This is a genomic window from Cognatundibacterium rugosum (genome assembly GCF_014284365.1).
Classification (GTDB): domain Bacteria; phylum Pseudomonadota; class Gammaproteobacteria; order Burkholderiales; family Burkholderiaceae_D; genus Undibacterium; species Undibacterium rugosum.
The window spans coordinates 35,077-48,083 of the sequence record NZ_JACOGG010000011.1 but is presented as its reverse complement, the minus strand read 5'-3'; the positions used below and the strand labels follow the sequence as shown (position 1 = coordinate 48,083).

Annotated in this window: 11 protein-coding genes; 7 read left to right on the top strand and 4 right to left on the bottom strand. The window is 51.8% G+C overall.

The annotated features are described in order from the left end of the window. The first annotated feature begins 55 nt into the window (after nucleotides 1-55). The 7 genes from H8K47_RS11395 to H8K47_RS11365 all read left to right on the top strand — a co-directional run bounded on the left by H8K47_RS11395 (nucleotide 56) and on the right by H8K47_RS11365 (nucleotide 9,398). Nucleotides 56-1,114 (top strand): LacI family DNA-binding transcriptional regulator, encoded by a 1,059-nt coding sequence (locus tag H8K47_RS11395; protein WP_230410195.1) that lies wholly within the window; start codon nucleotides 56-58, stop codon nucleotides 1,112-1,114. 80 nt (nucleotides 1,115-1,194) lie between these two features. Next, nucleotides 1,195-1,434 (top strand): hypothetical protein, encoded by a 240-nt coding sequence (locus tag H8K47_RS11390; RefSeq protein WP_186881535.1) that lies wholly within the window; start codon nucleotides 1,195-1,197, stop codon nucleotides 1,432-1,434. A 322-nt stretch (nucleotides 1,435-1,756) separates the two neighbouring features. Next, nucleotides 1,757-4,066, top strand: coding sequence for a TonB-dependent receptor domain-containing protein (locus H8K47_RS11385; RefSeq protein WP_186881534.1), 2,310 nt, complete (start codon nucleotides 1,757-1,759; stop codon nucleotides 4,064-4,066). 93 nt (nucleotides 4,067-4,159) lie between these two features. Then, the gene (locus H8K47_RS11380) at nucleotides 4,160-6,148 is read left to right on the top strand and encodes an alpha-amylase family glycosyl hydrolase (RefSeq protein ID WP_186881533.1); all 1,989 of its coding nucleotides are present in this window, start codon (nucleotides 4,160-4,162) and stop codon (nucleotides 6,146-6,148) included. Beyond that, nucleotides 6,148-7,143 (top strand): PfkB family carbohydrate kinase, encoded by a 996-nt coding sequence (locus tag H8K47_RS11375; protein ID WP_186881532.1) that lies wholly within the window; start codon nucleotides 6,148-6,150, stop codon nucleotides 7,141-7,143. Before H8K47_RS11380 ends, H8K47_RS11375 begins: the two co-directional genes overlap by 1 nt. A 59-nt stretch (nucleotides 7,144-7,202) precedes the next feature. Further along, on the top strand, nucleotides 7,203-8,531 hold the full coding sequence (locus H8K47_RS11370) for an MFS transporter (RefSeq protein WP_186881531.1): 1,329 nt from the start codon (nucleotides 7,203-7,205) through the stop codon (nucleotides 8,529-8,531). Nucleotides 8,532-8,612: 81 nt separating this feature from the next. Next, on the top strand, nucleotides 8,613-9,398 hold the full coding sequence (locus tag H8K47_RS11365; RefSeq protein ID WP_186881530.1) for a fumarylacetoacetate hydrolase family protein: 786 nt from the start codon (nucleotides 8,613-8,615) through the stop codon (nucleotides 9,396-9,398). Between the two features lie 70 nt (nucleotides 9,399-9,468). On the opposite strand, the gene trmB is transcribed toward H8K47_RS11365, so the two are convergent. From trmB to nosR, 4 genes are all read right to left on the bottom strand, one after another. Next, complete coding sequence (gene trmB, locus H8K47_RS11360) at nucleotides 9,469-10,185, bottom strand: tRNA (guanosine(46)-N7)-methyltransferase TrmB (RefSeq protein ID WP_186881529.1); 717 nt, start codon at nucleotides 10,183-10,185, stop codon at nucleotides 9,469-9,471. A gap of 247 nt (nucleotides 10,186-10,432) precedes the next feature. Next, the gene (locus H8K47_RS11355; protein ID WP_186881528.1) at nucleotides 10,433-10,948 is read right to left on the bottom strand and encodes a hypothetical protein; all 516 of its coding nucleotides are present in this window, start codon (nucleotides 10,946-10,948) and stop codon (nucleotides 10,433-10,435) included. Between the two features lie 196 nt (nucleotides 10,949-11,144). Beyond that, nucleotides 11,145-11,678: a response regulator gene (locus H8K47_RS11350; protein ID WP_186881527.1), complete on the bottom strand. Its 534-nt coding sequence runs from the start codon at nucleotides 11,676-11,678 to the stop codon at nucleotides 11,145-11,147. Further along, nucleotides 11,675-13,003 (bottom strand): response regulator c-di-GMP phosphodiesterase, NosR family, encoded by a 1,329-nt coding sequence (gene nosR / locus H8K47_RS11345; protein ID WP_186881526.1) that lies wholly within the window; start codon nucleotides 13,001-13,003, stop codon nucleotides 11,675-11,677. Before nosR ends, H8K47_RS11350 begins: the two co-directional genes overlap by 4 nt. Between the last annotated feature and the right edge of the window lie 4 nt (nucleotides 13,004-13,007).

Here is a 13,007-nt window from a genome sequence, read left to right as displayed (position 1 = left end):
TAGGGCCCAACAGCCTCTCTCGCCTACAACTCCGCTCACTCTACAAGCAGATCAGATGAAGACTAGCCAGGACACCGCCAACACGATACAGCGTGCCGATAAAAAGGAACAACGCCGCCTGCAGATGGCAGATATCGCCAGACTGGCTGGGGTTTCCACATCCACTGTGTCACGCGCATTAAGCGGCAGTAAGCTGGTGAATGATGAAACGAAAACCCGTATTGCTGAGTTGGCCAAATCACTCAATTACTCCATCAATATTGGCGCACAAAATCTGCGGCTAAAACAAAGTCGCACGATCGCAGTCGTCATTCCTTCTGACAGTGCGACCCGACAACATTTAACCGATCCTTTTTTTCTGGGCATGCTGGGCAGTCTGGCCGATGCACTGACTGAGCGCGGTTTTGATATGCTGGTTTCGCGCGTCGATGCAGAGCAGCTCGATAGCGTATCGCAGATCTATGACACAGGCCGTGCCTCCGGCATTATCCTGATCGGTCAATGGCGTCATCATGATCAGCTCAACGAACTCGCATTACGTCAGGTGCCCTTAGTGGTGTGGGGGGCGCAATTGCCGAAACAACTGTACGTAACGGTAGGCAGCGACAATATCAACGGTGGCAAACTCGCCACCCGTCATTTACTGGATCAGGGACGCCGTGCGATTGCTTTTTTTGGCGACATTCAGCTACCGGAAGTGAGTCAGCGTTATCAGGGCTATTGTGCAGCACTGAGCGAAGCAGGACTGCCTGCGCGTGAGGAACTGGTGATCGCAGCATCGTTTGTAGAAGATGGTGGCAAGCTGGCTGTCACTGAACTGTGTGCACGTCAGGTGACGTTCGATGCCCTGTTTGCCTGCAGCGATTTGCTGGCCATGACCGCAATTAATTCACTGCGTGAACGTGGCTTGAGCGTGCCCGATGATGTCGCAGTCGTCGGCTATGACGACATTGAACTGGCACGCTATTTTCACCCTCCACTGACAACTATCCGGCAACCCATGCCAGTCGCCGGACTGGCTTTGGTCGATGCCTTGCTGCAGCAAATCGAGGCCCGGGTCAGTCAGGCTCTTTTGTTGGAAACCGAACTCATCATCCGTCGCAGCAGCCAATAGACCAGGACTAAGGTGCTACCAAACCTGTTTCACCTGATTCAGTTACCGCGTCTACAAAAACCGTCATCAACTGAAACGTTTTGCAAACGTTTGCAAAATTTCCAAAAGCCATTAACAAGAAGCAATCCAAGCAAGGTAATTTCAACCCTAAATTTATTGTGCAGCGCACCAAAAAGCACCCACTAAACACGGATACGTTGCACATTGCAGACAATATTAACTTCCGCTCACGTAAAAAAACAAATCAAAGAGCACGCCAACGCTTAAGCCCTGAGGTACCACAGCCAAGAGTGACGCAATCGTTTTCGCCTGCCACCTGAAACAAGCCCGGCCAGATCAAGCGATCGTTTTATTCGCTGCACCAAAATAAAACTTATTGCACCGCATCTTTGCAATCGATTGCAAAGAAAAATAACTTGCACCATAATGCAGCTCACCTACAGTGCAAAAGATCTTCAAGAATGCTTGCCGGGACGCAAAAACCCTCACCTATTGCAAGCAATAGTCAGGCGAGGATTGTTGGAGGTCTTTTGCTCCTGAGTTGTCCATGCTGAACACCGGCAAAAGCTCGACTTGGTGCTAACAGGTACGCCAAACCGCCGACACCTCATTCGTCGGCATGCAAAAATAACGGAGACAGAAATGACATCACACAGCCTCAAACTGACACGCATGGCCAGCCTGGTATCCCTGGCCGTATTCCATATGGGTAGTGCACTGGCTCAGGAAGCAGCCGGCACAGCCAGCAGCGACAAAGAGAAAAATTCCCTGAATCTGAATTCAGTGATCGTGACCGGCACACCGATCGGCACCTCGAAAATGAAGGCCAGTGTCTCCATCAGCTCACTCGATGCGGATCAGATTTCCCAGTCCGCCCCAACCAATGCAGCAGAAATCTTGCGCGCCGTGCCTGGTGTGCGCGCCGAATCCTCCGGCGGCGAAGGCAATGCCAATCTGACCGTACGTGGTGTACCTATCTCGGCAGGTGGCGCACGCTATGTACAATTCCAGGAAGATGGCTTGCCGGTGCTGCTGTTCGGCGATATCGCCTTCGCCACTCCGGATATGTATCTGCGTGCCGATGGCAGTCTGAGCCATCTGGAAGTGGTGCGCGGTGGCACCGCATCGACGATGGCGACCAATGCACCCGGCGGTATCATTAACTTCATCAGTAAAAATGGTAAGGAAAAAGGCGGCAGCATAGGCATCACCAAAGGTCTGGATTTTAACCAGACCCGTTTTGATTTCGACTATGGTGCGGCACTGTCGCCAAAAACACGGATGTTCATCGCTGGCTTCTATCGCAATGGTGACAGCTCGCGTCCAGCCGGTGTGACCGCTGAAGATGGCGGCCAGTTACGCGCCAATATCACGCATGAACTGGACAATGGCTATATCCGCCTGAGCGTCAAACATCTGGACGACAAAACGCCGATGAATATGCCAGTACCAGTCCGCACCGTGAATGGTTCTATTTCTGAAATGACGGGCATAGATCCGCGTACTGCCAGCTTTTACTCTCCTTACTGGACACGCGATATCGCACTCGATAAAAATAATAACAAAGTTTCCACAAATGTGAATGATGGTTTGCATGCAGTTAGCAACGCCTTTGGCGCAGAAGCTTCTTTAAATGTCGGCAATGGCTGGACGCTGGATGAGAAATTCCGCAAGTCGACCAATACCGGCCGCTTTATTTCCATCTTCCCGGCGGATAACGCCAACAACAGCAGTGGTATGACATATGCAACTGGCCCGAATGCTGGCAAGGCATATAGCGGCCCCGCTTTTACGGCTACTGTCTTCAATACCTCATTGGATGATCTGGGCAGTACAAGCAACGACGTGCGCTTATCACGCGCATTTGAATTGGCGGAAGGCAAACTCGCTACCACGGTAGGATATTTCACTTCCATACAAAATGTGGCGCTGACCTGGAATTTCAATCAATACCTGATGCAGGCCAGCGGCGATAAGCCGGCACTGCTGAACTCCGCAGCGACCGTCGCAGGCAGCCCGGGCTTGCTGGCTCAAGGTACCGATGTGTGGGGCGGCTGCTGTAACCGCGCCATCGATGCCCAATACAAAACCAATGCCCTGTACACCAATCTGGGCTGGGAAAAAGGAGATTGGAATGTCGATGCCAGCCTGCGCTATGACAAGCAGAATGCCAGCGGCACTTATAATCAAGCTGTTAAACAGACTTACATTCAAGCTAATACTAAGTTCATCAATTACGATGTGAATCACACTTCGTATTCGGTCGGTGTGAATTACCGCCTGAATAAAGATCTGGCTTTGTTTGCGCGTACCAGCGATGGTATTGCGTTCAATGCAGACCGTATTATGTTTGGTAACCCGCTGGATGGCAGCACACCGATCAGTACCAATATCGTCAAGCAAAACGAAGCAGGTGTGAAATGGAAAAACGGCGATTTCAGCAGCTTTGTGACCCTGTTCCAGGCCAAAACTTCAGAGTCAAATTTTGAAGCCACCACGCAGAAATTTTCGTCCAACACCTATGATGCAAAAGGTCTGGAAGTGGAAGCCAGCTATAAAATCGGCGCCTTCCGCATGACGGGTGGACTGACTTATACCAATGCCAGCATCACCGCAGCAGCCGATAAAAGTATCATAGGAAAAACGCCACGGCGCCAGGCCAAGTATGTGTATCAAATCGCGCCGACTTACACCATGGGCGATGCCGTCTTCGGTGCCAGCCTGATCGGCACTTCCAAGTCTTTTGGCGACGATGGCAATACCCTGACCCTGGGTGGTTTCAATGTATTGAATGCCTTTGCCAACTATCAGCTGACAGAACGCCTGCAGGCGTCGATAAGCATCAATAATTTGCTCAATACCCTAGGCTATACCGAAGTTGAAGGCGATGGACATGCTGCCCGCTCCATCAATGGACGCAGCATACGCGCCACCTTGAAATATTCGTTCTGAGTCTGACACTCAGTAACACCGATTGTCCCCGCAGCACTTGAGCTCCCCCTGTAACCCCTACTTACCGGGGGAGCCCATTTTAACCAGACCATTATGCCTGTCCATTCTTCATCCAATTCCAACACCCTGCTCAGCGCCTGCAAAGAGGCTTTTCTGGCGCAATTGGCACCTGCACTGAGGGCTACGGCAGAACTGCGCTTTGCACAGCACGCACCCACACTGATTGCGCGCTTAAGCCAGCTATACGCGACGCACTTTGCCGACGATGCACAATTAAAAGACTGGTGTCTGCAACTGATGCAAGTCTTGGCCGATGCGCTGCAGGCGCGCCCAGCCGGACTACAGAAACTGGATCAGCAACGCAGCCAGCAACCCGACTGGTTCACCCGTGAAGACAGGCTGGGTTACTGCGCTTATACCGACCGGTTTGCCGTAAACCTACAAGGCGTCAGGCAGCGCATTCCGCATCTGCAGCAGCTGGGTGTGACTTACTTACATTTACTGCCCTTCCTGAAAGCACGTGTCGGTGAGAATGATGGCGGTTTTGCCGTATCCGATTTCAATCAGGTCGAAGCTAGGCTGGGCAGTATGCAGGATCTGGAACAACTGACTCAGGCATTACGCGAGTCCGGTATCAGTCTGTGCTCTGACTTTATCCTGAATCATGTCGCCGACGATCACCCTTGGGCGATTGCCGCGCGGGCGGGCGACGCGAAGTACCGTGATTATTTTTACCACTATCCTGACCGGACCATGCCTGATCAGTTTGAAGCCACGCTGGGTCAAGTTTTCCCTCAGGTAGCGCCAGGCAATTTCAGCTATATCGATGCGCTGCAGTCCTGGGTATGGACCACCTTTTATCCGTATCAATGGGATCTGAATTACAGTAATCCCGCCGTGTTTCTGGACATGACAGCAGCTTTGCTGCAACTGGCCAATCGCGGCATCGAAGTATTCCGGCTCGACTCCACCGCATTTTTATGGAAACGGCCAGGCACAAGCTGCATGAATCAGCCGGAGGCGCATTGGATACTGCAATGCCTGCGCTGTATCACGGAAATTACGATGCCTGGTGTCTTACTGAAAGCTGAGGCGATCGTCGCAACCCGCGATCTGCCTGCCTATTTGGGGGACGCGCAGCGCGGCGTGCAGGAATGTCATCTTGCTTATCACAGCAGTCTGATGGCAGCCGCATGGGTCGCAGTGGCAGAACAAGATACCAGCTTGATTGCGGCAGTCATCACGGGGACGCCGGAACTGCCACCAAACACCAGCTGGCTCAGCTATGTGCGCTGTCATGACGATATAGGCTGGAATGTGTTGCGCCCGGAAGCCAGTCTGCAAGTGACAGATGTCGAACAACGACTGTCTGCCGTCAGCCAGTTTTTTGCCGGACAGGGCGGCAGCTTCGCCAGCGGCGCCAGCTTTCAGGCCAGCGATCCGGCGGCAGTGCATGGCACGGTAGGGATGGCCGCTGCATTATGCGGTCTGAGCCGTGCGACTGACGCAAAACAAAGCCATATGGCTGTGCAAAGACAATTACTGTTATATGGTTTGAGTTTTTGCTTCGGTGGTATGCCGTTGATTTACATGGGCGATGAATTTGCTCAGGAAAGCAATGAAGATTACCGTTCAGTCACTGCCCATCAATACGATGCGCGTTGGCTGCACCGACCACAATGGGATACAAACTTAGCTGCGCAAAGCCAGATACAGCACAGCAGCGCGCACCAGTGCTACGCAAGTCTGCGGCGATTACTGCAATGGCGTCGCAAGCTACCGCAATTGCAAGCTCAGTCAGCACGATGTCTGCTGCATACCAACTCGTCATCGTTGTTGGCATTCAGTCGCGGTGAAGCAGATACACCCTTTGTTTTCATTGGCAACTTCTCTGATCAGCCACAAACTGTGACGCTAAGCGCACTGGCGCAACAACTACCGTCCGGACAAGCATCTGGCAGCCCAGTGTCACGATGCTGGAAAACGCAGGATGGGGAAGTTCCGCCGGATATACTGCTGATTCCAGCCTGGTCACAATGCTGGCTGATCGCATCGGATTTATCTGCAACAGGAGTGAACTGATGTCCAACTCAACTATCTGCATATTCGGTGAAGTCCTGATCGATGATTTTCCGGACGGGCCTGTGATAGGCGGCGCACCCTACAACGTGGCACGCACGCTGGCTTATTTCGGCTGCGATCCGCTGTTCATTTCACGAATAGGTGACGACCCTTACGGCACATGGATACGCGAAGATATGCATAAATTCGGTATATCTGACGCTGGGCTGCAAAGCGATCAGCATTACCCTAGCGGCCGGGTCGGCGTGGAAATACGGCATGAGCAAGCAGCCGTCAGCCACCAGTTCCACATCCTGCCCGATCAGGCGTATGACCACATAGCCAGTACATCTGCCAGCCAGGCCTGTGCGCAGCGTAATGCCTCGTTTGCAGCACCACCAGACAGAGATATTATTTACTTCGGCACCCTCGCGCAACGCGCGCCAGCTTCTCGTCGGGCATTAGACGACATACTGAAGCAATCAAGTGCGCTGCGCTATCTGGATCTCAATCTGCGTCAGGATCAGGCCAGTCTGGACACGATACTGCGCTCGATTGCAGCGGCGGATATCCTGAAAATCAACGAAGATGAATTACAGGTTTTACTGCGTCTTTATCCGGGTTTAACTACACCTGAGAAACAACAATTCAGCGCGCCGGGTATACCCTCAATCGGGCTGTTACGCGAGTTACTGCAGACCTGCAAGCTGCAGGCACTGATCGTGACGCTGGGCGCGCAAGGCTACTTGTATGTCGATGGCGAAGGCCTGGAAAGCCGCGGCAGTATTGCGTCTGCCGTTGATGTGGTGGACACCGTGGGTGCCGGCGATGCTTTTTCCGCGATTGTCTTACTTGGCCTGTTACGTGATTGGCCACGCTTGCTGAGTTTGCAAAGAGCCCAGGCGTTTGCCACAGCGATCTGCGGTGTGCGTGGAGCAGTCGGCGATAAGCCGTTTTATCAAGTCTGGGAAAATGCCTGGAGCACCACGCCATTAGCGGCCGGAAATGCGCAATAAGCACAATACGCACAACACTAAGCGCAGCAGACACTTATCCTCAAGAGACAAGGAAGAGTATGAATCATCAGAGTTCACCCGCCAGCAGCAGTCAACGCCCTTTGCTAAATTTCTGGCAGATCGTCAACATGAATGTCGGCTTCTTTGGCATACAGTTCAGCTTCGGTTTACAGCAAAGCAGCATGAGTCCGATTTACGCCTATCTTGGTGCGGATGAAGCCAGCCTGCCGTATCTGTGGCTGGCTGGCCCCGCAACTGGCTTACTGGTGCAGCCCGTGATCGGCGCCATGAGTGACCGCACGATCAGTCGCTGGGGCCGCCGTACGCCCTATTTTCTGATTGGTGCCATATTGTGCAGCCTGGGCTTGCTTGCGATGCCGTATAGCCCTGTGTTGTGGATGGCAGCCAGTCTGCTGTGGGTATTGGATGCGGCGAATAATGTGACCATGGAACCCTACCGTGCGTTTGTCAGTGACAAACTGGACCGCAGCCAGCACACACTGGGCTTTCTGACGCAAAGTGCATTTACCGGACTGGGGCAAACACTGGCTTATCTGACGCCTTCGCTGCTGGTCTGGTTCGGTATGAATAAGGATGCAGTGAATGCGCAGCACATCCCACACATCGTCATCGCTGCTTTTATGATAGGTGCTTTCTTTTCGCTGGCGTCGGTCTTGTGGACTTTGAAGACCACACCGGAAATCCCACTGACTGCAGAAGAAATCAAGGCGATACAGGCTGAACCGGCAGGCTGGAAAACCACACTCAGTGACATTCTGACTGCGTTCAAAGAAATGCCTCCGACCATGCGCCAGTTGGCTGTGATGAAGCTATTTCAATGGTATGGCATGTTCTGCTACTGGCAGTACATCGTATTATCACTGGCTCGCACTTTATTCGATACCAGCGATCCAGGCTCGGCAGGGTTTCGCGCAGCGGGTTTGCTCAACGGTCAGATCGGTGCATTTTATAATTTCATCGCCTTTATCGCGGCTTTCGCACTGATCCCCTTGACCAGGCGCTTTGGACCGAAATTTACCCATACATGTTGCCTGACACTCGCCGGGCTGGCGATGCTGAGCATACCCGCGATTCATGATCCGCTCTGGTTGCTGCTACCGATGGCAGGCATAGGTCTGGCCTGGGCCAGCATTATGGGCAACCCCTATGTCATGCTGGCAAATTGCATACCTGCTGCAAAAACCGGTGTGTATATGGGCATCTTTAACATGTTCATCGTGATCCCTATGATTATTCAGATTTTTACACTCCCGCTGGTCTATCACAGTCTGCTGGGAGGCAACCCGGAAAACGTGATTCGTCTGGCAGGTGCTTTGCTATTACTGGCCGCCACCTCGGTAACACGAATAAAAATACGAGCTCACTAGGCAGCCCGCGCCGAGCTGGTTTAAGATATGCTGATCTCCACCGGCCATTCGGCAGCAGCGTATCCTCTGATAGAGAAGATCATGACCAGCAAATCACCAGCCACCGCCCAGCAGCAACAGGCCGCAGCCGAATTAGCACAGCGTCACACGCAACAGCAGCGCGGCGATCGCCTCCCGCTCTCCTTGCGTCCGGGCAGCATAGAAGACGCTTTGCAAATACAGGCACTGGTTCCCTCCCTGTTAAACGAAACGATAGCAGGTTGGAAGTGCGGCATCCCCTGCGATGGGCGTGTGATACTCGCGCCGATCTTTGCCAGCCGGGTATTCCGTAGCGAAAGTCAGGTCAGTCTTCTGCCACTGCAAGGAATGGCAAGGATAGAGCCGGAACTGGCATTTATACTGGGGCAGGACCTGCCACCACGTGAAGCGACGTACGGTATGCAGGATGTCGATCAGGCCGTTTCCGCCTGTCATATCGCGCTGGAATTGATAGGCAGCCGTTATCTGGAGCCGGAGACAGCGGAATACACCGAACATCTGGCAGACGGTCTGTACAATCAGGGTTGCGTGCTGGGACCACCACTGGCCGCGGAATACCTGCGGAATGAGCCATCCTGTCTGGACATCGAAATCCAGACGCAAGCTCAGACCATACAGCAATTGCGCGGCGAACATCCGGCCGGATTCCCGCGTCAGCCACTGTACTGGCTGGCTGAATTCCTGCGCAGTCAGGGTCTGGGATTGCGACAAGGCCAGTTTGTCATCACCGGCTCCTATGCCGGCAGCCCGGACGTACCGCTACAGATGCCGGTATCGGTCCGCTTCGTCAAACTGGGTGTAATCCACTTGCAGTTCACGCAGGGATAAAAGGAAAAAAGCAGCCGGATGGCTGCTTTTTTTCACATACAGATACCAACTGTGCGGTGTCAGGACTGACTCATTTTTTACGGAACACCAGATCCCAGACGCCATGTCCAAGACGCAGGCCGCGGTTTTCGAATTTCGTCACAGGACGATAGTCAGGGCGTGGTGCATACGCCTCCGCAGTATTTTCCAAGACAGGTTCAGCACTCAGTACGTCCAGCATCTGCACCGCATATTCTTCCCAGTCCGTTGCGCAATGCAGATAGCCACCCGGTGCCAGTCGTGATGCGAGCAGTTGCACCAGCGGGCCCTGAATCAGGCGGCGCTTATTATGGCGCGCCTTATGCCATGGATCAGGGAAGAAGACATGGACTCCGTGCAGTGATTCCGGCGCAATCATGTAATTCAGTACTTCAACCGCATCATGCTGAATGATGCGCTGATTTTTTAACCCCATTTCATCGGTCAGCTTAAGCAGACTGCCTACGCCCGGCGTATGCACTTCAACGCCGATGAAATTTTTTTCTGGCATGCTGGCAGAAATCTTGGCGCTGGTTTCACCCATGCCAAAACCGATTTCAAATACAGTCGGCGCCTGGCGGCCGAAAGTCGCATCGATATCAAGCAAAGATTTTTGATAAGGGATGCAAAAGACTGGCCCCAGCGTTTCTATCGCGCGGGCCTGTGCATCTGAGACGCGGCCAGTACGGGTGACAAAGCTACGGATACGACGTTCAGTCGGGTCATAAAACAGAGATTTGCTGCTGTCAGCAGGAGTAGAGTCGGACATACGGAGTTTCAGTAAAAGAGGTCGTACTGTGAAGCGGAAGATATCGCAGTGACGATACTGAGATCTGACAACCGGCTACAGAACAAGACAGAAAGGCGGCATTTTACCAGACCACGCCTGTTTCAAACCAATACAAAGCCAGCCTCATGCTGCCTTCCTGCCCACCATCAGCAAAGAATCCATCAAGACAAGTATCATTTTGTTCAGGACTAACACCCAATTAGCGGTGTGTCATGAGAGAGCTTTCTTATACCTCGCCATTTTTCTTACGGATTGCTAAGATTGTTGAGGCATATTCTTTTACCAATGGGTTGGTATTGGAATCGTTGCCATGTTCAGTACGGTTTTCAAGAACCGCATTCGCGTTTTGAGTGACTAAATCTTGAACTTCTTCAGCTGTTTTCCCAACCGCTATTCCAAGTTGAACCGCTGTTTCACGATAAGCTTTTTGACTAAGAATCCAATTGGCAAGAATTTGCTGTTGTTGTTCATAGGCTTTTTGGAAATCACCAGAAATCTCAGCAATCTCTCGCATGGGACGAGACAGTAAAGCTTTTACATCTCTGGCTTCCTGTTCCGCTTTTTCAACTCGAAGTTTAAGAATTTCATTCACTTCTTCAGTCTGTTTAATCTTTTCTTTAGCACTTACAAGCGCTCGCTCAGTTCGCTCTAAAATTTCATCAGTAACTTTTTGATTTAATTCTCTAGATTGATCTACAAATGTTTGACCAAATTCCTGCCATGAAGTATTGCCATGCGTCATAGAAATTCCTTGGTGATTTAGTATCTCTTACCAAATACTTAATAATGTGATATGCCTTATGGAGTAAAAATAAAAATCAATCAATGAACATACGCATAAGCGCTAATACGAGATTAATGTTCTTTCCCTTGGTGGAAAGAATTGGCAGAAAGGCGACGGCGTTTCTGCCTTCTGGTTTGACGGCATTAAAACTTACTTAATCCAGCATGACCGAACCATCTGCCCCCCACTTCACTTTAGTGATACCTGGCTCGCTTTCTTCCAGTCTGCGCATCGCTTCTTCCTGCGGTGAAAGCTGACCACGCTGCACACGCAATTCATCGGCCAGCCGCCGGTCTTCGAGTATCTGATCACGCTTTTGCAATGCGGCCTGATAGGTATCCGTCAACTCTTCCTGCGTCCATGGTTTGGCGATATAGCGAAATGCCTCTGCTTCATTGATCGCACCGAGTATGGTTTTGAACTCTGCAGAAGCACTCAGCATCATGCGTACCGCGTCCGGTTGTATCGCCTTGGCCAGCGTCAGGAATTCAATACCATTCATGGATGGCATATGATAATCAGAGACAATGAAATCGTAAGCGGTATCCTGCAAATGCGTCAATGCTTCCTCTGGCGCATTGTAGGTATCTATCCTGAGCAGATCCTGATGCGCAATGCTTCTGAAACTGCGTTTTAAGGCTGAGAGCACATTTTGCTCATCATCCAATAAAAGAATTCTTCGCATCATTTCCTCCTGTTGATGTAGATGCGCACAAACATCCTGCCATGTACGGGTTCACTGAACAGTCTGAGCTTTTCTATCACCCCTTCGTCCAGCACAAAGTCGGCGGGTAACAATAACATACCTTCTTTGGATACCACATCTGCCGACAACACCATGCCTGGCAACAGCTGCGGCACCATGACTTCTTTATCGTTCGGTTCCTCGCTGACGTGGCCCATGACCTGCTGAAAAGCTTCAACCACCTTAGGATCATAACGGTTACCGGCACCACGCACAATGAGTGGCAAGGCATCGTCCGGATGCACGCGCTTAGGAACCAGACAGCCTATCTGCAGACTATCGTAATCGCCAGCGAGCGCCAGTATTCGGGCTCCCAACGGAATCTCGTCTCCGGCAATCGCGTCAGGGAAGCCGCGGCCATCAAAGCGCTCGTGCTGAAACCGAATAATGCGTGCCGCGCCCTGCAGATCCTGCAAAGGCATCAGTAATTGTTCCGCCCGCAGTGTGTGTTTGTGAAACAGCCCCAGCTGATCACCGTTCATCTGATTTAACGGCGTATCAAGTAATTCGTCAGAAAATCCGATTTTTCCTATATCGGCCAATAAGGCTGCGACAAAAATCTCTTGTGTGTCTTTACTGTCCAGCCCCATACGCCGCGCAATTTTACGTGCCAGATCAGCCACCCGGCGCGAGCGCCCCATCAGCTTGCCACCACGCATTTCGATCACGCTGGAAAATACCTTAATCGAGGTCAGAAAGCTGTCCTTCAGCTTATCGTTAGCAGCCAACAGGGATTCATGCGCTTTTCTGAGATCTGCGGTGCGTTCCTCAACTTTGGCTTCCAGGCTGGCATTGAGCGTTTTTAATTCTTCGTTCTGTCTTAAGGTCAGTTCTTCGAGTCTGAGTTTTTCCAGCTCCAGCGCCTTACGTTCCAGTGCTTGCCGTACAATCAGAACGATGTCGTTATCATCCCAGGGCTTGGTGATGTAGCGATAAATTTCGCCACGGTTAATCGCATCTAAAATTGATTGTATGTCAGCATAGCCGGTCAGCAGCAAACGTATGGTATCTGGCCAGCGTGCCCTGACATGCTCAAGAAAGACTGCACCATCCATCACAGGCATACGCATGTCTGAAATCACCAGATCGACTGTTTCAGTCTCCAGCGTCGCCAGTCCTTCCTGACCGCTGTTAGCAATCAATACCTGATATCCTTTGCCACGAAATAAACGACGTAAGGAAGACAAAATATTTGGCTCATCATCGACGCATAATATACGGCAGACACGTTCTGCCTGTGGCTCAGCCTGTAATTCTGTGTTCGTCATGCCT

Excerpts from the sequence above, each read along its gene's own strand:
- H8K47_RS11355 (WP_186881528.1), bottom strand. The coding sequence starts at position 10,948 with ATGACGCATGGCAATACTTCATGGCAGGAATTTGGTCAAACATTTGTA.
- H8K47_RS11375 (WP_186881532.1), top strand. The coding sequence starts at position 6,148 with ATGTCCAACTCAACTATCTGCATATTCGGTGAAGTCCTGATCGATGAT.
- H8K47_RS11385 (WP_186881534.1), top strand. The coding sequence starts at position 1,757 with ATGACATCACACAGCCTCAAACTGACACGCATGGCCAGCCTGGTATCC.
- H8K47_RS11395 (WP_230410195.1), top strand. The coding sequence starts at position 56 with ATGAAGACTAGCCAGGACACCGCCAACACGATACAGCGTGCCGATAAA.
- H8K47_RS11380 (WP_186881533.1), top strand. The coding sequence starts at position 4,160 with ATGCCTGTCCATTCTTCATCCAATTCCAACACCCTGCTCAGCGCCTGC.
- H8K47_RS11350 (WP_186881527.1), bottom strand. The coding sequence starts at position 11,678 with ATGATGCGAAGAATTCTTTTATTGGATGATGAGCAAAATGTGCTCTCA.
- trmB (WP_186881529.1), bottom strand. The coding sequence starts at position 10,185 with ATGTCCGACTCTACTCCTGCTGACAGCAGCAAATCTCTGTTTTATGAC.
- nosR (WP_186881526.1), bottom strand. The coding sequence starts at position 13,003 with ATGACGAACACAGAATTACAGGCTGAGCCACAGGCAGAACGTGTCTGC.
- H8K47_RS11365 (WP_186881530.1), top strand. The coding sequence starts at position 8,613 with ATGACCAGCAAATCACCAGCCACCGCCCAGCAGCAACAGGCCGCAGCC.
- H8K47_RS11370 (WP_186881531.1), top strand. The coding sequence starts at position 7,203 with ATGAATCATCAGAGTTCACCCGCCAGCAGCAGTCAACGCCCTTTGCTA.